The organism is Sphaerospermopsis sp. FACHB-1094 (assembly GCF_014696195.1).
GTDB classification, from domain to species: Bacteria; Cyanobacteriota; Cyanobacteriia; order Cyanobacteriales; family Nostocaceae; genus Sphaerospermopsis; species Sphaerospermopsis kisseleviana.
This window is the reverse complement of the sequence record NZ_JACJPT010000100.1, coordinates 1-19,393: the sequence shown is the minus strand read 5'-3', so window position 1 is coordinate 19,393 and position 19,393 is coordinate 1. Positions and strand designations below refer to the sequence as shown.

Here is a 19,393-nt window from a genome sequence, read left to right as displayed (position 1 = left end):
TGACTCCTGACTCCTGACTCCTTTCTCCTGACTCCTGACTCCTGACTCCTGACTCCTGACTCCTGACTCCTTTCTCCTGACTCCTGACTCCTGACTCCTGACTCCTGACTCCTGACTCCTGTCTCCTGACTCCTGACTCCTGACTCCTGACTCCTGACTCCTGACTCCTGACTCCTGATAACTTATATGCGTTCTTATAGCTTAATTGCACCTGCGAAAATAAACTTGTATTTAGAAATCATCGGCAACCGCCCTGATGGATATCATGAGTTAGCAATGATACTGCAAAGCATAGACCTTGCAGATCAAATAGATTTACACGCTGCCAGCACAGAAGCGATTCGCGTTTATTGTCATCATCCCCAAGTACCTACAGATAACAGTAATTTAGCATACAGAGCCGCTGCACTAATGGCCAAGCAATTTCCTGATGCTTTTAGTAATTTTGGTGGGATTGATATTACTGTGAGAAAAAACATTCCTGTTGCTGCGGGTTTAGCTGGAGGTTCGACAAATGCAGCAGCGGTGTTAGTGGGTATAGATTTGATGTGGAATTTGGGATTAACTCAATCAGAATTAGAAGAATTAGGCGCACAACTCGGTTCAGATGTGCCATTTTGTATTGCGGGAGGAACAGTAATAGCTACAGGTAGAGGTGAAAAACTTTCTCCTTTACCAAGTTTAGATCACATATATATAGTATTAGCTAAATATCGCAGTTTGGAAGTTTCTACAGCTTGGGCTTATAAAACCTATCGGCAAGTATTTGGTAGTACCTATATGACAAATACTGAAGATTTAGCGGCTCGTGCTAGTGCAGTGCATTCGGCAGAAATTGTCAAAGCTATCGTCAATAAAGATGCAGTAAAAATCGCCAACAAAATGCACAATGATTTAGAAAAAGTGGTATTACCTTCTTATTCTCAAGTATTACAATTGCGGGAATTATTTGCTAGTCAAGAAGGGGTTTTAGGCACAATGATGTCAGGTTCTGGACCTTCTGTATTTGCTATTGTGGAATCAAAAGCACAAGCAGAAATAGTTAAGCAGAAAATTAGAGAAGCAATTCCTGATGAGGATTTAGAATTGTTTGTAACTCAGACAATTGGCAATGGGATTCAGATATTAAATTGATAGGAGTCAGGAGTCAGGAAGTAGGAGTCAGGAGTCGTAGGGGCGAAGCATTCGGGCGAAAAATTATCAATTTTATGAAAAGCCTATTTTCCGAATGCTTCGCCCGTACAGGAGTCAGGAAGTAGGGGAAGCTAATAACCCAATTACCAATTACCAATTACCAATTACCAATGAGCAAATTATGAACAAACCCAAAGTTAACGAAAAAGAAAAAGAGACTCCCGAACAAGTTCCACCAACGCCATTAAGGTGTATAACTGGGGCGGTAATGTCAGGAGGATTTGCATTTGCGATGTATTCTTTAATGATTGCGATCGCTACCACTTTTGCTAATAAACCTATTCATTCTGATAACCAAATAGTCCTCAATATCGCCTCCGCTGTTCGTACCTTAGTGGTGGGTGTGGTGGCTTTGGGAACGGGAATCTTTGGTATAGTAGCCTTGGGTTTGTTAGCGTTGGCAATACAATTATTAATCCAACAGTTTACAACCTCTAAAAATTGATAATTGATAATTGATAATTGACAATTGTTTTATTCAGGTTTGAAAACTGATCTTTTCCCAGGAGAAGAAAGAAAAAAATTTCTATCTTCTAATCCTACTCACTTCCAGGTTTGGTAATTGTCCATTGTCCATTGTCCATTGTCCATTGTCCATTGTCAATTGTCCATTATTCTGATATTAACAAGAAACAGGGTTTGTTAATTGAGAACGAGATTTGATAAATTGCAATTTGGCAGATGCGGAAACCTGAAGTAATTGATTTTGTTTTCTCCAAAGAGTCGGCGACAATTTGTGATGGTGACTAAACTGGCGAGAAAAATGACAAGAATTTTGATAGCCTATTTTGGTAGCAATTTCTTCAATTGTCAAATTCGTACTTTTTAGTAAGGAACACGCTTCGGCCATACGACGTTGAACTATCCAAGTATTAACACTTTTTCCCGTTTGTTTGGATACTTGGTTAGTTAAATAAGCTGGAGAATAACCAACAGCTTCGGCGACATCAGATAAAGTAATACCTTGGTGATAATGAGCCTCAATATAGTCAAAAACTTTTTGCAGGTGGGAGATATTAGGGAAGATTAACTCTGAATTTCCTAATGTAGCTGGAAGTTCTGAAACTTTTTGCGAAACTTGATGAGAGTTCGGACTATACCAGGATCTGAGCAAAGATTGTTTTTCTAATCGAATAGAAATTGCTTTCAGCAACTCATCGACAGTAGCAGGTTTACTTAAATAATCATCTGCTCCCAACTCCATTCCTGTTCTCATAGAAGCCTTAGAATTACTTGCTGTGAGAAAAATAAAAGGAATAATTGCTGTGAGAGGATTTTGACGTAGCTTAGTTAAAACACTGTAACCATCCATAACTGGCATGAGCAGATCACAAATTACCAAATCAGGTAAATTTTCTTCTGCTTGCCGAATACCAACTTGACCATTTTCTGCTCCTATCGTAACAAAACCTTCAGCCTCAAGACTGTCTAAGAAGAGATGGCGGGTAATAGCATCATCTTCAATTACAAGAATTGTTTTCGACGATTCGCGTATCATTTTGAAACCAATAAAAGTTCTAACAGGGAATGATTAATAGCAATTGATAATTGATAATTGATAATTGATAATTGATAATTCATCCTGCAAAAGACTCTTTCCCTTTTTTCTATGAACTGGGAAATATGGGAACTGATGGTAGAACTAAGGTAAATGTAGTACCGACACCCACTTTACTAACCATTGTGATTTGACCTCCATATAAATCAACTAGATTTTTGACAATTGATAAGCCTAGTCCTGTTCCCGAAGTATTATCAACATTGCTACCTCGATAAAACGGTTCAAAAAGTCTTTCTTGGTCTATTTCGGGAATACCAATACCTTTATCTTTAACCTGAAACTGTATTTTTTCCTGGTGACACGAAACAATTAAGTCCACCACACTATTAGGGTGAGAATATTTAATTGCATTGTCTAGCAAGTTATTCAAAATTGGTTTCAGTATTTTTTGGTCAATCCATACGTCTAAACAGTTGCCTTGACTCTGAAAATCAATATATTTATTACTATTAATGATTACCATTTGTGTAATTAAATCTTGACAAAAATTCACAATATTAACCTTTTGCTGCTCAACTATAATTTGCGCTGATTCTGCTTTAGATAATAATAAAATATCATCTAATACCTGATTGATTTGTTCAGATGCTGTTTGAATGTGTTCAATAAATATTAATTTCTTGTCTGTTTCCCATTTATCTATATGTCGTCTGAGTAAGCTATTGGAAAATGAAATAACATTTAGTGGTGTCCGAAATTCATGGCAGAGTATACCCACAAGATTAGCTCGAATTTTACTGATTTCTTGTGCTTGTTCTAAAGCCTGATGCAATTCCAATTGTGCAGATTTATAATCTGTGATATCAGTAGCTGTAAGGACTTCAACTTCTTGACCATCAAAATCTACCCCTCCATCAAAGCGAGTCATGGCAACATCTAACCATCGTTCTTTACCATCTTTGGTAATAATATTTATCTCCTGATATTCAAATTCCCAGTTAGTTGTTTCTGGAGGTTTAGATGTTCGACTTTTGATAATTTGGTTAAAATCAAAGTCTGCTAATAGTTCCTTTTTTGTATAACCGGTGAGTAATTCCGCAGCAGAATTGACATAGTAAATTTGTCTACCTTGAATTAGGAAAATACCAGCCTTTGTTGCTTCTAGTAAGGTACGAAATCTAGACTCTCTGAGTTGCAGTAAGTTATCAATATGCTGATGTTGAATTTTATCACCTTCCTGTTTATTACTTTCCTGTTGTAATTTCTTTTTACTTTCTCTACCTTCATTAATCCATTTTTGGACACTTAATTCTACTAAGTTATTATTTTCCCGAATAAACCCGCAGCAAAACTCGTTACTTGGATATTTTATATAAGTAAGATTTAGTTCAGCTAAAAATATTCGTCCTTCCTTTGAGCGATAGCGACATTTAAAGGAGAGGTGATCTAAATTTTTCATATTTTGCCATTGTTCTGACCAGTTATGTAATAAAAAATCTATATCCAAATCACTCAGATTCATGGATAGTAATTCTTCGCGGGAGTATCCTGTGAGCGTGCAAGTGGCATTGTTGACATAAATAAACTGCGCGTTTTCTCCTAAACAAAAAGCAGCATCTATAGTTTGATTAATGAGAAAATCTGCAATTTTAAACTTCAAGCTTGGCTGTAAACTCCATATTGAGTTGACTTTTGCTAACCCGGAATCCCCAGAATACATATCACGATTTACTCCTAAGTCTTAGTTCATAAGTAGGTGAGCGTTAAAAATTGTCGTTATGACAGGCAAGAGGCAAAAGAAAACAGGGTTTTGGTTAATTTACTTTGATGATGCTATGAATTTGTCAGTCCGATTGAATTTAGGTTTAATCTTAACAATAAAGAAATCATTATTTCAATTTTGTTGCATATATAAGTGTTTGTTATTCCTAAATTAAGTATTTTTTGGTAAAAATAAAATACCATACTTTCAATTGTGAACTTTAAAAGAATCCCAGGTAAGATTTTTAGTGAACTCCCCCACAAAATTTGTTAAAAATTTGTAAAAATTTGAGAGTCTACTGGTAAGACTACATTCTTGGAACTATAAAAAACTTTTATATCAAATGTAATAGATATGTAGTTTACCTAGATTATCGAAAAATCGGCTGGAAAACCGGACTTCGTGCAAAGTTTTTGCAGCCGCGGATAAATCCCCATGACAGAAACAGCCTCTTCTGTCTGCGTTAAGTTTCAGAAATTTGCTCAATTGGGAACATTATCTAAGAATGTAATAAATTTACCATAGAAAGGATTTAACTATATCTAAATACGCCCAGTCATCCTCCCTATGGAAGAGATTTCTGTAAAAAAACCTGTAAGCAACGAAACCTCTTACCAAAGATATATAAATTGTAAAGCAAGAATGTGTTGAGGTACACAAAATATAAAATACTGATTCCATCGTCAAAAATCATCCTTAGAAATACAAGCTATCAGAGTGAAGGATCATCAAAAAAATGCAAGAGCGAAAAAATAGACAAATCGATCAAAAAATAGTTCATTTATCCGGTGTGAAACTTTGAGTAGGCTTAATGAAAGAGGTAACTTCTGCAAGAGGTTGAATCTGTATTGGTGGTTTTAGCTATATATCTCTTAACCAAACAGCTGCTCTAGCTGGTTCAGTCTACCCCCAACCCCAATCAAAACAGAGAAAACCTTGATATATGTTTATAAATTTTTCATCAGCAGGTGTTTGTCTCAGCATGATCTACTACTACTACTTCCACTGTGCTGAGATTTTTGAAATATGAGGAAAAGCTGCCAAGCTATTGATTGAATTTCATTCACAAATAGGAGTGCATACCATGAGTCAAAACGTTGCTGATTATAATAGACAAATTAATAGGAAAATTAATACTGAACAAGTAGAACAAATAGTTAAGGCAATTATAGCTGGCAAGTATTCCTGGGCTTGTGTTTTGCTGTTGCGTTTTTCTGGACACAACCCTATTGACTATATACCCTACCGTACTTATATCAGATTGCTCAAAAATAATTGCCTACTTGGTGGCTCTAGACAAGAGCAAACTGCTACTAAAAAAGAGGTAGAAATGTTTAACCTCAAATCCAGTTGGATTCATTTATAATCAAGCCAGAAAATGAAGCTGGGTGTGGGTTTACTAGAAGTATTTTCAGGCATTATATATGTTTGGTAAACCCACAAATTTACACATTAATTGGCACATTAAATTGATAAGCATTTTCAATCTCATATCCAAGAAAATTAGATTAAAAAATGTTTTGTTATCCCAGCCATATTGTTCATAACTTACTGTAAGAAAAACTAAGGTGGGAATTTCTTAACTGTTAACTAATAATTATTAATTCATTCTCATCATGATTTACCCAATTTCTATGTCTAATAGTTCTCTGCAACCCATACTCAGAGAGATTGTATGGCAGAAAAAGCTAGAAGTTGCACAAATGCAACAAGAAATGTCTCTCGCGTCTTTGCAACGTCAATTAACTGCGGCTCCCACTGTCAGAGATTTTTTTACTGCTTTACAACAAAGTATTTATAAACCTAGTTTGATCGCAGAGGTTAAAAAAACATTCCCTAATCAAGATGTCACTACACAAGATTTTGATCCTTTGTCTATAGCTAAATCCTATGAACGCGGTGGAGCAACTTGTATATCTGTTGTGACTGATCAAAAGTTTTTTCATGGTGGTTTTGATCATCTGCGGATTATTCGACATCGCATAACATTACCTTTGTTATGCAAAGATTTTATTCTTGATCCTTGTCAAATTTATTTAGCACGTGCAGCAGGTGCGGATGCAATTTTATTAATTGCTGCTATTCTTACTGATCAGCAGATTAATAACTTTTTGCGGGTGATTCACTATTTGGGAATGAATGCTGTAGTTGAAGTTCACAATTTGAGTGAATTAGATCGGGTGATCAAGTTAGAAGATGTCCGCATTATCAGCATTAACAACCGCAGTTTAGAAGATTTTAGTGTTAATCTTGGCACTACTCAGCAATTAATGGCAGCTAGGAGAACACATTTACAAAACTTAGGTATTTTGGTTGTCAGTGAATCGGGAATTGAAACACCTGCTGATTTATCCCTAATGTCAGATGCAGGTGTGAATGCAGTTTTGATGGGAGATTCTTTACTCAAACAAGAAGATTTAGAAACTGCTGTCAGTAGTTTATTTAAATCCAAAATTCCAATCTATAAAGACTTAGTGAAAAAAGGAGTTTAATAGGTGACAGGTGACAGGTGACAGTGAAGAAAGCAGGGGAAGCAGGGGAAGCAGGGGAGAATATTAACTTTTGCCTCCTGCCTTCTGCCTCCTGCCTTCGTTAAAACATCTCTACTTTCACTACTTTTAAAGTTTGCAAAGTTGAATCAACACAACCGCTAATAAATCCCCCTAAAGACTGAATTTTTTGGAGATATTCTATAGCTGGTTTTGTGATTAGTTCCCCAGGCATTAATACAGGTATTCCTGGGGGATAGGGACATATATTTTCTGCACAAATTCTATTTACTGTTTTCTCTAAAGGTAGGGTTTCACTATCAGCAAAAAAAGCTTCACGGGGCGAAATGCACATAATATGATCTATTATAGCATCGTTTCTATATTTACATATTTTGTACTGACTTGTCAATTGTGGTATCTCAGTTACTTTTTTAAACCCTTGTATTAATTCGTCAATATCTGATTTATTGTTACCTAAGCTAATAATAAAAGTGAGATTTCGTAAGGATGAAAATTCAGATGTTACACCCATTTCATTGAGCATATCTTCAGCATCAAAACCCGTTAAACCTAAGTTGGCAATATTCACAGTCAAACGGGTTTTATCCAAATCAAAAAAGCCATTTTTATTAATTTGGGGGATCTCTAAAACTGATAAACTGGGAATTTGACTAATTTCAATTCTTGCAATTTCCGCTAACTGCAAAGTTTGAGACATCAAAATTTCCCCATTAACTGCCATTTGGTGACGTGCAGCATCAAGAGAAGCTAAAAGAATAAAACTCGGACTTGTAGATTGAACTAATTGTAATGCTTTATTTAATCTATTAATATTAATTCTATTTCCTTGACAATGTAACATTGATGCTTGAGTCATTGCACCTAATGTTTTATGAATAGATTGTATTGTTAAATCTGCACCTGCGGTTAAAGCTGAGATAGGTAAATGGGGATGAAAATGAAAATGTGCGCCATGTGCTTCATCAACAATTAAAGGAATATTATATTGATGGGTAATTTGGGCAATACTTTTTAAATCTCCACACACACCGTAATAAGTTGGGTAAACCATTAGCACAGCTTTAGCATCAGGATGTTTGGCTAAAGTTGCTGTTAAATTTTCTGGTGTAATGCTGTGTGTAATATCTAAATTTTCATCATATTCAGGATTGATAAAAATAGGAATTGCACCAGAAAGAATTGAACCAGCAATTACAGAAGAATGCACATTTCTGGGCATAATTATCTTATCATTCATCCTGCAAGTAGCGATAATTGCGGCTTCAATTCCGCTGGTAGAACCATTAACTAAAAACCAAGTTTTTTCCGCACCAAAAGCCTCTGCGGCTAATTCTTGTGCGGCTAAAATTGCGCTTTCAGGAGTGAATAAATTATCTAATTCTGCCAGTTCCGTTAAATCAGCGCGAAAGACATCTTTACCGATTAAATCGGTTAAAATTGGGGAAATTCCTGCACCGCGTTTGTGTCCAGGGGTGTAAAATGGTGCATGGGGACGAGAGATGGAAGTTTTGAGAGCATCAATGAGGGGGGTTTGATTTTGGTTGAGCATTTTTGGGCAAAATGAAGCGTTTAGAGCTTCAGGTAAAAGGTTAACTTCTAAGGTAACTTGGATAGTGATCGCATCTAACTCAATAAATATGATCACTTTAAATATGATCACTTTTTCAATTAACTAAGCTTCCCCACCCCTGCTAAATCCAAAATCGGCGCGATCGCCTTCTTCGGGGGCAACGATCGCACTTAACCTGATAAATGCGATTGCGTTAAAATTCAATTACACCCTGATATTTCTGATTTTAAATATGATAAATTCTTTCCAGCGATCATTACTGTCTGTGGTTCATAGTGATCCCGACATTTTAGGAGGAATCCCTGTTTTTGTGGGAACTCGTGTGCCAATGAGAACCCTACTTGATTATCTTGAAGCTGGTGATTCATTAGAGGTATTTCTAGATCATTTCCCTAGTGTTAGTCGGGAACAGGCGATCGCAGCCCTTGAATTAGCAAAGGAAATGCTGACAGCTTATGCGAATCCTGCTTGATGAATGTGTACCAAGACCTCTAAAGCGTGAATTTTCTGATTACAAAATACAGACAGTTGTTGAGATGGGATGGTCAGGAAAAAAGAACGGTGAATTGTTGCGGTTGATGAGTCAGGAAGGATTCACAATTTTGCTTACTACTGATCAAAATTTGCGTTATCAACAAAATTTACAGCAAGCTGGTGTGGCAGTCCTCGTTCTCATAGCACTGAGTAACAAGCTCGCTGATTTACTTCCTCTGATACCAGAGACTCGTAAGGTGTTGAATACAATTACTCTGGGAGCAGTGATTGAAATTGGAGGCTTATGAAATTTGATCAGCGATCGCACCTAATTTAATAAATGCAATCGCTATTTATTCTAACTAACTTTCTCCACCCCCGCTAAATCCAAAATTGGCGCGATCGCCTCTTCTTTTTTCACCGCCATAATATGCACTCCCTGACACAAACCCCGTGCCATCTGCACTTGTTCGGCTGCAATTTTCATCCCTTCCTGTAACGGATGTTTGGCTTTTTCCAATCTCTCAATAATATGATCAGGAATATTCACACCAGGGACCATCCTATTAATAAACTGGGCATTTTTCGCCGACTTCAAAAGAAATATTCCCGCCAAAATAGGTTTATTGTAACGAGATGCAATTTGATCCATGAATTTTTCTAATTTTTCAAAATCAGTAATTAATTGACTTTGAAAAAATTGCGCTCCCGCTTCTATTTTCTTTTCAAACCGACTTTGTAAACCTGACCAACTTTTAGACTGTGGATCAACTGCTGCACCTGCAAACAAATCTAATGCGCCATCATTTAGGGTTTTATGATTAAAATCAACCCCCTGATTCATGTTTCTAATTAACTGCAATAATCTGATAGATTCTAAATCAAAAACAGCTTTGGCATCGGGATGATCACCTGCTTTTACAGGGTCGCCGGTTAAGGCTAAAATGTTACGAATACCCAAAGCATGAGCGCCCATTAAATCTGCTTGTAATCCGATTCTATTGCGATCGCGGCAAGCAAATTGACAAATTGGCTCAATTCCATGTTGCAATAAAATTGCTGAAGCTGCTAAAGGTGACATTCCTAACACAGCGCGGCTACCATCGGTAATATTGACAGCATGAACTCTCCCCTTAAGAGTCGCCGCCATTTCAATGGTATGGGTGATGTTTCCCCCTTTGGGTGGTGCAACTTCCGCAGTCACTAAAAATTCTCCTGCTTGTACTGCTTTGCGGAACTTGTTTAATGTACTGGTGCTATGACTATCCTGCATAATGCAAATTTAATTTTGAGTTTTCAGGTTTTCTTCAAGAGTAAAACAAATTACCTTTCTAGCTTAAACAGATCCCCGACTTCTTGGAGAAATCGGGGATCTTATATCTTCTCAAAATTACAACCGCGCTGTATAACCTAACGCAGCTTTCACATCTGCTAAAGTTTTATTGGCTATAGCTTCCGCTTTTTCTCTACCATCTCTTAACACTGATTCTAAATAACCTTTTTCTGCCATTACCTCCTTATATTTATCTTGAATTGGTTTTAAAGCATTTATCGCTGTTTCTGTCAATAAAGGTTTAAATTGTCCCCAACCCATATCCGCACATTCTGACGCTACCGCTTCCTTAGTCTTCCCAGACAGCAGCATATACAAAGTCAACAGGTTATTACATTCCGGTCTTTCTGGATCATCAAAGGTTAAACCGCGTACTGGATCAGTTTTACAACGTTTGATTTTATTTGTAATTTGATCTGGTGGATCTAAAACATTGATTCTACTTAACTCCGATGGATCAGATTTTGACATTTTCTTTGTCCCATCGGTTAAACTCATTACCCTTGCGCCTTCTTTTCTAATTAAAGGATCGGGTAATTTTAATACAGGTTTATCTTTAGCAAATTGATGATTAAACCTGTTAACAATATCCCGCGCTAGTTCTAAATGTTGCTTTTGATCCTCACCCACTGGAACTTTATCCGCTTGATAAAGTAAGATATCCGCAGCCATTAAAACCGGATAAGTCAACAAACCCGCACCGACATTTTCCCCTTGTTTCAAGGCTTTTTCCTTAAATTGAATCATATCTTGCAACCAATTTAAGGGAGTGATGCAGTTTAACAACCAACAAAGCTCACTGTGGGCAGAAACGTGAGATTGGACAAAAATGTTAGAATGTTGTAAATCAATGCCACAAGCTAAATATAAAGCAGCGATGGTGTAGGTATCAGCCGCTAAGGTGGCGGGGTTATGTGGTACTGTGATGGCGTGTAAATCTACCACACAAAAGAAATTTTCATACTGGTCTTGAATTTCTACCCAGTTACGAATAGCACCCAAGTAATTACCCAAGTGTAAGTTACCAGTTGGTTGAACTCCCGACAAAACGCGCTGCTTACCCATAATTATTTCTTAGTTATCTCTTCTTCCCCGCTTTGTTAGGTGGCGGTTACATGATTTATTTTAGTAGTGATTAGTCATTAGGGAGTGATCAGATCCCCGACTTCTTTTGTTTATTGTGTCAATAAATTGTAAATTGATCTGAGAAGTCGGGGATCTAAGTATCAGTATTATTCAACTAAATAACTAGGATTTATTTTAAAAACCACCGCTAAATCTTGAATTTCCTTTTCTGTTAATTGCCGTTTACCATTGAGAACATCTAAAACTATTGACTCACTTTCTAAAATAGAAACTAAATCCTTTGGTTGTAGTTCTGATTCTTCTAACAATGCTTGAAGTAATGCAACACCTTTGAGAGTAGGCATTTTTTCATGTTGCTGTTCATAATCATAAACAAGAGTACCTAGAACCTTGAGATAGTCTTTATCATCTTGTGTAATATTTCCTTGATCCAAAATAGAATTTATCTGATTTTGGGTAGCAATTAATTCTTCTTCATTGGTAATGGGACGTGGGGGAAATGTAGTAATTAACTTTATATAGTAGTTACTAGGAGTTTTTAAACCAATCGTCATTTTTCCAATTCTCCTTATCATATTCATCGTGAGTGAGTACAGCGCGTATAAATAATATTTAAGACTTGTAATCTATATAGGTTATAAGTCGATAATGATTACCTTTGATATTAAAAACAGTAAAGTTACCAACTAAGTCCGCTGATGGGAAAATTTCTCTAATATCATTAAAAGTTAACAATTGAGAATCCGATATACGCTGATACCATAGTAACAGTCCTAATTCTGATTGGGAATGTTTTTCCCAAAATTCTCTAAGTATTCTTTTGCTAATCACACGCATTCAGGTTACAACAAGATATTATAGCTATTTTTAGGTAAATTTACCACATATTTGTCTTCATGATCTAGAAGCAGATCATTTTTTACTGAACTGTATTTCCTCCATAACGCATCCATTTCTTTTATTAAGAATTAAACTTCATAAATCTGTACCTCCAGAGGGATAAAAGCTAACTGATCCAGCTTTTATAGTTCAAGACTAAATGGGTATTTAGACATAAAGCAAATCTGGGGGATATGCTTGATGAAAGCTTTATTAATATGGCCGATCATGCCTAATTCTTTTTGGTCTTATCAGGAAACTCTTGATTTGGCTAATTTACGTGCTACAAATCCCCCCTTGGGTTTAATCACTGTAGCAGCAATGCTACCAAATGACTGGGAAATGAGATTAGTAGATCGCAATGTTCGTTTAGAAACTGATGCAGATTGGCAATGGTGCGATATTGTCATTATCTCAGCAATGATTATTCAAAAACAAGATTTTGGTGAATTAATTAAAAAAGCTAAAACATTAGGTAAAAAAGTTGCAGTCGGTGGACCATTTGCCACATCTGTACCAGAATTTGCCCTAGAAGCAGGAGCAGATTATTTAATATTGGATGAAGGGGAAATTACTATTCCCATGTTTTTAACAGCTTTAGAAAAGGGAGAAGAAAAGGGTATTTTCCGCGCTACAGAAAAACCAGATGTTACCCAAACTCCTATACCAAGATTTGATTTATTAGATTTAGATGCTTATATAGCAATGACGGTACAGTTTTCTCGCGGTTGTCCCTTTCAATGTGAATTTTGTGATATTATCACCCTTTTTGGACGTAAACCCCGCACGAAAACACCAGAACAAATTTTGGCTGAATTAGAAGTATTATATCAGATGGGTTGGTGGCGTTATGTGTTTATTGTTGATGATAATTTTATCGGTAATAAACGTAATGCCAAAGTATTTTTAAGGGCATTAATTCCCTGGATGGAAGAACGTAATTATCCCTTTGCTTTATTAACAGAAGCTTCTTTGAATTTAGCCGAAGATGATGAGTTATTAGAATTGATGGTTAAAGCTGGTTTTGTCCAGGTATTTATGGGGATAGAAACCCCTGATGTAGAAAGTTTAGCGGGAGTAAATAAAGAGCAAAATACTCGGACTTCATTAGTTGAATCCTGTCACAAAATTACCAAGGCTGGCTTACAAATTATGTCTGGTTTTATTTTAGGATTTGATGGTGAAAAAACGGGTGCTGGTAAACGGATTCAAGAGTTTGTGGAAGAAACGAGTATTCCCCAAGCCCATCTCAGTTTATTGCAAGCATTACCAAATACAGCAATGTGGACTCGTCTGCAAAAAGAAGGACGTTTAATGGATGGTTTAGGTAAATATTTTACTTCTCAGAAAGCTTTGATGAATTTTGTTCCTACCCGTCCGATGTCGGAAATTGTTACCGAGTTTATTGATACTTTTTGGAATCTTTATGAACCATTACCATATCTAAAACGGACTTTCCGCCATTTTATGATGATGGAAGGTTGGCGGGCTAAATATCAACGTACTTTAACAAAAGCAGAGTGGGATTTTTTAAAGGCTATTTGTTGGAGACAGGGAATATTACGTTCTACAAGATTTCATTTTTGGTGGCAATTAATAGTCATGGCATGGCGTAAACCAAATTTATTATATGATTATTTAATTGTTTTAGGTGTGGGTGAACATTTCTTTAAGTTCCGTTATGAAGTAAAAGCTGAACTAGCAGCAGAATTAGCATTATTACAGCAGCAAGAATTGGAGAATAAAGAAACTGCAAGTTTGCAATTAGAAGCTGTGAGTTAAGAAACTGTAAATTAATTTTAACAAAGCCGAGTATTTGAGCCTGAGATATTTCACAAATAAGATAGAATTGCTATAGTAGCTTATGATAAACATAGCAATAGCCTTATTAATAAAAAATGTCCCAGGTTTTAGAACAATCAATTAAAATTAATGCTCCTGCTACGTTGGTAGAACAATGTTTAACTGATTTAACTTTAATGCACCGTTGGCTTAACCCTGTTCTCCGTTGCGAACCTGTGGGAGAAGTGTGGAGTACAGAACTAGGTAGTCGTAGTCGGTTTATGATTCAAATTCCGGTGATTAAACCTACTTTAAATACTGTGGTGATTGAAAGACAACCGGGTTTGATAGTTTGGGGGTTTAAAGGGTTTTTTCAAGGGTGCGATCGCTGGGAATGTCAACCATTTCCTAAAGGTACACTTTTAATTAACCGCTTTGAGTTTAAAATTCCTAACCCTGTTGTTAGTTGGGGTTTTAATACTTTTGCTGCATCTTGGACAAAAGCCGATATGGAAGCACAACTCAAGAGATTTAAACGAGTTGCAGAAGAATTAGCACGCTCTCCTAAGTATGCTAAATAGGAGGCAGGAGGCAGGAGGCAGAAGGCAGAAGGCAGGAGGCAGGAGGGAAATATTTTTACCCAGTCCCCAGTCACCAGTCCCCAGTCCCTAGTCCCCAGTCACCAGTCACCAGTCCCCAGTCACCAGTCCCCAGTCCCCAGTCCCCAATCATTTGCTCTAAAATCCTCGTAGCAAGATACAATTCGATCTGGCGACATTTGTTAAAGTCCATAAAATTATTGATTCTGAAACCACCATTATGAGCATTCATGAAGTATTTATGCCGGCGCTGAGTTCCACCATGACTGAGGGAAAGATAGTCTCTTGGGTGAAGTCGCCGGGGGATAAAGTGGAAAAAGGCGAAACAGTGGTGGTTGTCGAGTCAGATAAGGCTGATATGGATGTGGAAACTTTCTATGAAGGATTTCTTGCCCATATCATTGTCCAAGCTGGTGAAACTGCCCCTGTTGGTGCGGCGATCGCTTACGTTGCCGAAACAGAAGCAGAAATAGAAGCCGCTAAGGCTATGGCTGGTGGTGGTAGTGCTGTAGCTGAACCAGTACCCGCATCCGCACCCGCGCCCGTACCTGTGGCCGCTGCTGCAACTGTAGCCGCACCTGCAACAGCTTCTCAAAATGGCTCAAACCATCGGGAAGGACGGTTAGTAGCTTCGCCCCGCGCTCGCAAGTTGGCGAAAGAATTAAGAGTTGATTTAAATAACCTTAAAGGTAGTGGTCCTTACGGTCGCATTGTCGCCGAAGATATAGAAGCTGCTGTTGGTAAAGTTCAGCCACCTACTACCCCGGTTATTACTCCTATTGCACCCGCCCCTGCTGCCGCTGCTCCCGCAAAACCAACACCTGCACCCGCCCCAGTTGTTGCTGCCGTTCCTGGTCAAGTCGTACCATTAACTACTCTGCAAAATGCGGTGGTACGCAATATGATGGCCAGCCTGTCTGTACCTATATTCCATGTTGGTTACACCATTACCACGGATGGATTAGATAAACTTTACAAACAAATTAAATCTAAAGGTGTCACCATGACGGCGCTATTAGCGAAAGCTGTAGCGGTGACATTACAAAAACATCCTTTACTTAACGCCAGTTATTCAGATCAAGGTATTGTTTATCATTCCAATATCAATGTTTCTGTCGCTGTGGCAATGGATGATGGTGGTTTGATTACACCAGTGTTACAAAACGCCGATCAGGTAGATATTTATTCTCTGTCACGCAACTGGAAATCTTTGGTAGAAAGAGCGAGAGCGAAACAACTACAACCAGAGGAATATAATAGCGGTACATTTACTCTGTCTAATTTGGGAATGTTTGGTGTCGATACCTTTGATGCGATTTTACCACCAGGACAAGGTTCAATTTTAGCGATCGCTGCTGCTCGTCCCCAAGTTGTCGCTACCGCAGATGGTTTATTTGGTGTGCGTCAACAAATGAAGGTTAACATCACCTGTGACCATCGTATTATTTACGGCGCTCATGCGGCTGCATTCTTGCAAGATTTAGCAAAATTGATTGAAACCAACCCCCAATCTTTGACACTGTAAGGAAAAAATCTCAAAACCAAAAACCAATAAATCTTAATTTCAGACTTGGAGTTTTTTATATTCCAAGTTTTTTTATATTCCAAGTTTTTTTATATTCCTGGATATAGATCCCCGACTTCTTGAAGAAGTTGGGGATCTGTTTACCTGTTTACTGTTATCAATTCAAGCTACTCTGAAAGTAAGTGACATCAGTTGATAACAATATAAATAAATTCAAAAAAAAGATGCCAACAGAACATAGTTTAATTTTGGATATCACAACAGTGTTAGTCGCTACTGCTTTAGGAGGATTTTTTGCCCATCGGTTGCGTCAACCTGTGATACTGGGTTATTTAGTTAGTGGTTTTGCTATTGGACCTTTTGGGTTTAAGTTATTAAGTAATGTGAATGAAATTAAATCTTTAGCAGAAATTGGAGTTGCCTTTCTGCTGTTTGCGCTGGGTGTAGAATTTTCTTTAGCAGAACTCAGACGAGTGAAAGAAATTGCTATTAAAGGTAGTTTATTACAAATCGGTTTAACAATTGCTCTAGTAACAATAGTCACCCTCTTAACAGGTTGGGCTTCTAGCATTACAAAAGGCATCTTTTTAGGTGCGGTTTTATCTCTTTCTTCCACAGCAATAGTATTAAAAACCCTCACAGAAAAGGGTGAAGTTAATACAGTACATGGGCAAATTATGCTGGCAATTTTAATCGCTCAAGATTTAGCTTTGGGTGTGATGTTGGCAATAATTCCAGCTTTACAACAACCAGAAAATATTGCAGTAGCTCTCAGTTTGGCTTTAGTTAAAATTACAATATTTGTTGGAGTTGCAATTATATTTAGTCGCTGGGTAGTGCCTCGTGTGTTAAGCAATATTGCCGCTACAGAAAGCAATGAGTTATTTTTATTAGTTGTAATTGCTTTATGTTTAGGAGTTGCTGTAATAACTGCAAATTTGGGTCTTTCTATTGCAATGGGGGCGTTTGTTGCTGGTTTAATGATATCAGAAATTGATTATGCTGATCAGGCATTAGCCAAAATTTTACCTTTGCGAGATACCTTTGCTAGTCTGTTTTTTGCTTCTATTGGAATGTTGATTGATCCGGCTATTCTCATCAGCAATTTTGCCATAATTTTAGAACTTGTGGCTTTAGTCATGTTGGGTAAAGCCGTAATTATTTTCGGAATTGTTTTAAAATTTGGTTATTCTCTCAAAAATGCAATTATAGTCAGTTTGGGAATTAACCAAATAGGTGAATTTTCTTTTGTATTAGCTTTGGTAGGTTTGCAGTTAGAATTGATATCTCAACAAACCTATTCTTTATTATTAGGAACAACAGCAATTACACTCATTCTTACACCATTCTCACTTAAAGTTGCTCCTTTTATTGCTGATAATTTAAATCAAAATCCCGTACTAGCGAATTTCTTACAAAGATTTTCTGCACCCAAAACTATATCTATGCCAGAAATAATGACTGATCATGTAGTGGTAGCAGGTTATGGTAGAGTAGGGCAAGTAGTTGTTAATATCTTACAAACTGAAGGATATCCAGTTTTAGTTATTGAAAATAGCGAAGCATCTGTACAAAGATTAAGAATGCGTCAAATACCTTATATTTTTGGTGATGCAGATTCAGAATTAGTATTAGAAAAAGCACATTTAGCCACTGCTAAAGCTTTAGCGATCGCCCTTCCTGACGCTGCTAGTACCCGTTTACTTTTAAAAAATGCTTTGACTATTGCACCCCATTTAGATGTCATTGCTCGTTCACATAATAACAAGGAAATTGATATTTTAACCCAAATGGGTGCGAAGGAAGTTGTACAACCTGAATTTGAAGCAGCTTTAGAGTTAGGAAATCATTTATTAAAAACTTTGGGAGCAGCAGAAAGTTACATTCAAACTGTGATCAATACTATTCGCAAAGATAGATATTTAAGTGTTAGGCCAGATCAAGAATAAAGGTAAGGAGTCGTAAGGGTTTAGCATTGCTAAACCCTACAAAAGTGGGGAGAATAGATTATCCTTTCACGCACAAAGTCCATCAAATTTGGGAATTTTACCCGGTATCTGGGCTGGTCATGCACGCCAAAATACATCATAATTATTGTTGAGGATCTTAATTATTATGGCATTGGCGTATTTGCATGAGTTTAAAGGTAGTTTTATTCGATTTCAATGGTGTCATTATCAAAGATGAGCCAATTCATTTAAAATTAATAGATGAAATTCTAGTGCAGGAAAATTTGCAACCGCAAAAGCTGCATGAGCGTCAAGGTTGTTTGGGAAGGAGCGATCGCGCTTGTTTTCAAGATTTGCTCAAAAATCGTGGTAGAGTGGTTACAGAAGAGTATTTAATGGAATTGCTGCAACGTAAAGCCCAAGCTTATGTACAAGAACTGGAAAAACTGGAAAAATTGCCTTTGTATTCGGGAATAGAAGATTTAATTTTTCAGGTGCGATCGCAAAACCTGAAACTCGGTTTAGTTAGCGGTGCTTTGCGTCAAGAAATCCAACTGGTGCTGGAACGTGCTAAACTGATTGAATATTTTACGGTTATCGTCGCAGGTGATGACATCACCACCAGTAAACCCCAACCAGAAGGTTATTTGCTGGCTGTAGAAAAATTAAATCAAGTATATCCAGATTTAAATTTGCAAAGTCAGGAGTGTTTAGCTATTGAAGACACTCCTGCGGGTATTCAAGCAGCAAAACGCGCTCAGATGCAAGTTGTAGGAGTTGCCAATACTTACCCATTTCATATGTTGCAGCGTCAAGCTAACTGGACAGTTGACTATTTGACAGAGTTGGAATTAGAACGGGTACAGGAAATTTTTTTGCAGCAAGATGTGAACAATATAAAGACCGAGTGTTAAAATAGGATGTGATCAAGGGGAATTAGCTCAGTTGGTAGAGTGCTGCGATCGCACCGCAGAGGTCAGGGGTTCGAGTCTCCTATTCTCCATTTATTCTGTTGTCGTTTGCCAAATAATTTGTCTGCGTTGACAAATTGTTGTCTGTCTTGCCAAATTGCTGTGCTGCCAAATTATTTGTCCTTAAATTTTATCTCCAGGTAATACACATAACCAGAAGTGTTGAATGTTAAGAAATCTGTGATAAAAATAGCCCAAAATATATTAAAATTTGAGCAAGCTATATCAAAATATTGATTTGATCATGATTATAAA

The 19,393-nt window shown here is 37.2% G+C and carries 18 protein-coding genes, 1 tRNA gene and 1 pseudogene; 12 read left to right on the top strand and 8 right to left on the bottom strand.

What is annotated here, in order from left to right; genetic code table 11:
• A pseudogene (locus H6F47_RS27610) lies at window positions 1–211 on the bottom strand (hypothetical protein); the annotation flags it as partial.
• Between H6F47_RS27610 and ispE the strand changes: the two are divergent.
• Complete coding sequence (gene ispE, locus H6F47_RS21750; protein WP_096571623.1) at window positions 187–1,134, top strand: 4-(cytidine 5'-diphospho)-2-C-methyl-D-erythritol kinase; 948 nt, start codon at window positions 187–189, stop codon at window positions 1,132–1,134. The pseudogene H6F47_RS27610 and the gene ispE overlap by 25 nt on opposite strands.
• Window positions 1,135–1,315: 181 nt before the next feature.
• Window positions 1,316–1,639, top strand: a complete 324-nt coding sequence (locus H6F47_RS21745; RefSeq protein WP_096572822.1) for a DUF3082 domain-containing protein — start codon at window positions 1,316–1,318, stop codon at window positions 1,637–1,639.
• A gap of 177 nt (window positions 1,640–1,816) precedes the next feature.
• Here the strand turns inward: H6F47_RS21745 and H6F47_RS21740 are convergent, their stop codons facing one another.
• Window positions 1,817–2,692 (bottom strand): DNA-binding response regulator, encoded by an 876-nt coding sequence (locus H6F47_RS21740; RefSeq protein ID WP_190346153.1) that lies wholly within the window; start codon window positions 2,690–2,692, stop codon window positions 1,817–1,819.
• Between the two features lie 109 nt (window positions 2,693–2,801).
• Complete coding sequence (locus tag H6F47_RS21735; protein WP_137667838.1) at window positions 2,802–4,415, bottom strand: ATP-binding protein; 1,614 nt, start codon at window positions 4,413–4,415, stop codon at window positions 2,802–2,804.
• A gap of 1,126 nt (window positions 4,416–5,541) precedes the next feature.
• Here H6F47_RS21735 and H6F47_RS21730 point away from each other — a divergent pair.
• On the top strand, window positions 5,542–5,823 hold the full coding sequence (locus H6F47_RS21730; RefSeq protein ID WP_096571626.1) for a HetP family heterocyst commitment protein: 282 nt from the start codon (window positions 5,542–5,544) through the stop codon (window positions 5,821–5,823).
• A 250-nt stretch (window positions 5,824–6,073) separates the two neighbouring features.
• Window positions 6,074–6,949 carry an indole-3-glycerol phosphate synthase TrpC gene (trpC, locus tag H6F47_RS21725; RefSeq protein ID WP_137667839.1) on the top strand — a complete coding sequence of 292 codons (876 nt, stop codon included), beginning with the start codon at window positions 6,074–6,076 and terminating at the stop codon, window positions 6,947–6,949.
• Window positions 6,950–7,049: 100 nt separating this feature from the next.
• Here the strand turns inward: trpC and H6F47_RS21720 are convergent, their stop codons facing one another.
• Window positions 7,050–8,519: an aminotransferase class I/II-fold pyridoxal phosphate-dependent enzyme gene (locus H6F47_RS21720; protein WP_190346246.1), complete on the bottom strand. Its 1,470-nt coding sequence runs from the start codon at window positions 8,517–8,519 to the stop codon at window positions 7,050–7,052.
• 253 nt (window positions 8,520–8,772) lie between these two features.
• Here H6F47_RS21720 and H6F47_RS21715 point away from each other — a divergent pair, with 253 nt between their 5' ends.
• The gene (locus H6F47_RS21715) at window positions 8,773–9,012 is read left to right on the top strand and encodes a DUF433 domain-containing protein (RefSeq protein WP_096571628.1); all 240 of its coding nucleotides are present in this window, start codon (window positions 8,773–8,775) and stop codon (window positions 9,010–9,012) included.
• Window positions 8,996–9,322: a DUF5615 family PIN-like protein gene (locus tag H6F47_RS21710; RefSeq protein WP_137667840.1), complete on the top strand. Its 327-nt coding sequence runs from the start codon at window positions 8,996–8,998 to the stop codon at window positions 9,320–9,322. The genes H6F47_RS21715 and H6F47_RS21710 overlap by 17 nt, the downstream gene beginning before the upstream one ends.
• A 50-nt stretch (window positions 9,323–9,372) precedes the next feature.
• Here H6F47_RS21710 and H6F47_RS21705 read toward each other — a convergent pair whose 3' ends face one another.
• The 4 genes from H6F47_RS21705 to H6F47_RS21690 form a co-directional block, all read right to left on the bottom strand.
• Window positions 9,373–10,287, bottom strand: a complete 915-nt coding sequence (locus tag H6F47_RS21705; protein WP_190650937.1) for a methylenetetrahydrofolate reductase — start codon at window positions 10,285–10,287, stop codon at window positions 9,373–9,375.
• A 117-nt stretch (window positions 10,288–10,404) separates the two neighbouring features.
• Entirely contained in the window at window positions 10,405–11,412 is a 1,008-nt protein-coding gene (trpS, locus tag H6F47_RS21700) for a tryptophan--tRNA ligase (RefSeq protein ID WP_137667841.1), read from the bottom strand.
• 167 nt (window positions 11,413–11,579) lie between these two features.
• Window positions 11,580–11,987 (bottom strand): transcriptional regulator, encoded by a 408-nt coding sequence (locus tag H6F47_RS21695; protein ID WP_137667842.1) that lies wholly within the window; start codon window positions 11,985–11,987, stop codon window positions 11,580–11,582.
• A 58-nt stretch (window positions 11,988–12,045) separates the two neighbouring features.
• Window positions 12,046–12,270, bottom strand: coding sequence for a type II toxin-antitoxin system HigB family toxin (locus H6F47_RS21690; protein ID WP_347237693.1), 225 nt, complete (start codon window positions 12,268–12,270; stop codon window positions 12,046–12,048).
• Between the two features lie 243 nt (window positions 12,271–12,513).
• Here H6F47_RS21690 and H6F47_RS21685 point away from each other — a divergent pair, with 243 nt between their 5' ends.
• The 6 genes from H6F47_RS21685 to H6F47_RS21660 all read left to right on the top strand — a co-directional run bounded on the left by H6F47_RS21685 (window position 12,514) and on the right by H6F47_RS21660 (window position 19,170).
• Window positions 12,514–14,094, top strand: a complete 1,581-nt coding sequence (locus tag H6F47_RS21685; RefSeq protein ID WP_190346150.1) for a B12-binding domain-containing radical SAM protein — start codon at window positions 12,514–12,516, stop codon at window positions 14,092–14,094.
• Between the two features lie 116 nt (window positions 14,095–14,210).
• Window positions 14,211–14,675, top strand: a complete 465-nt coding sequence (locus H6F47_RS21680) for an SRPBCC family protein (protein WP_096571634.1) — start codon at window positions 14,211–14,213, stop codon at window positions 14,673–14,675.
• Window positions 14,676–14,913: 238 nt separating this feature from the next.
• Entirely contained in the window at window positions 14,914–16,218 is a 1,305-nt protein-coding gene (locus H6F47_RS21675) for a dihydrolipoamide acetyltransferase family protein (protein WP_190650935.1), read from the top strand.
• A gap of 224 nt (window positions 16,219–16,442) precedes the next feature.
• Complete coding sequence (locus H6F47_RS21670) at window positions 16,443–18,167, top strand: cation:proton antiporter (RefSeq protein ID WP_096568032.1); 1,725 nt, start codon at window positions 16,443–16,445, stop codon at window positions 18,165–18,167.
• A gap of 185 nt (window positions 18,168–18,352) precedes the next feature.
• A complete protein-coding gene (locus H6F47_RS21665) occupies window positions 18,353–19,081 on the top strand; it encodes an HAD family phosphatase (RefSeq protein ID WP_190650934.1) in 729 nt (242 codons plus the stop codon).
• A 16-nt stretch (window positions 19,082–19,097) separates the two neighbouring features.
• Window positions 19,098–19,170: transfer RNA gene (locus H6F47_RS21660), tRNA-Ala, on the top strand.
• Window positions 19,171–19,393 lie beyond the last annotated feature (223 nt).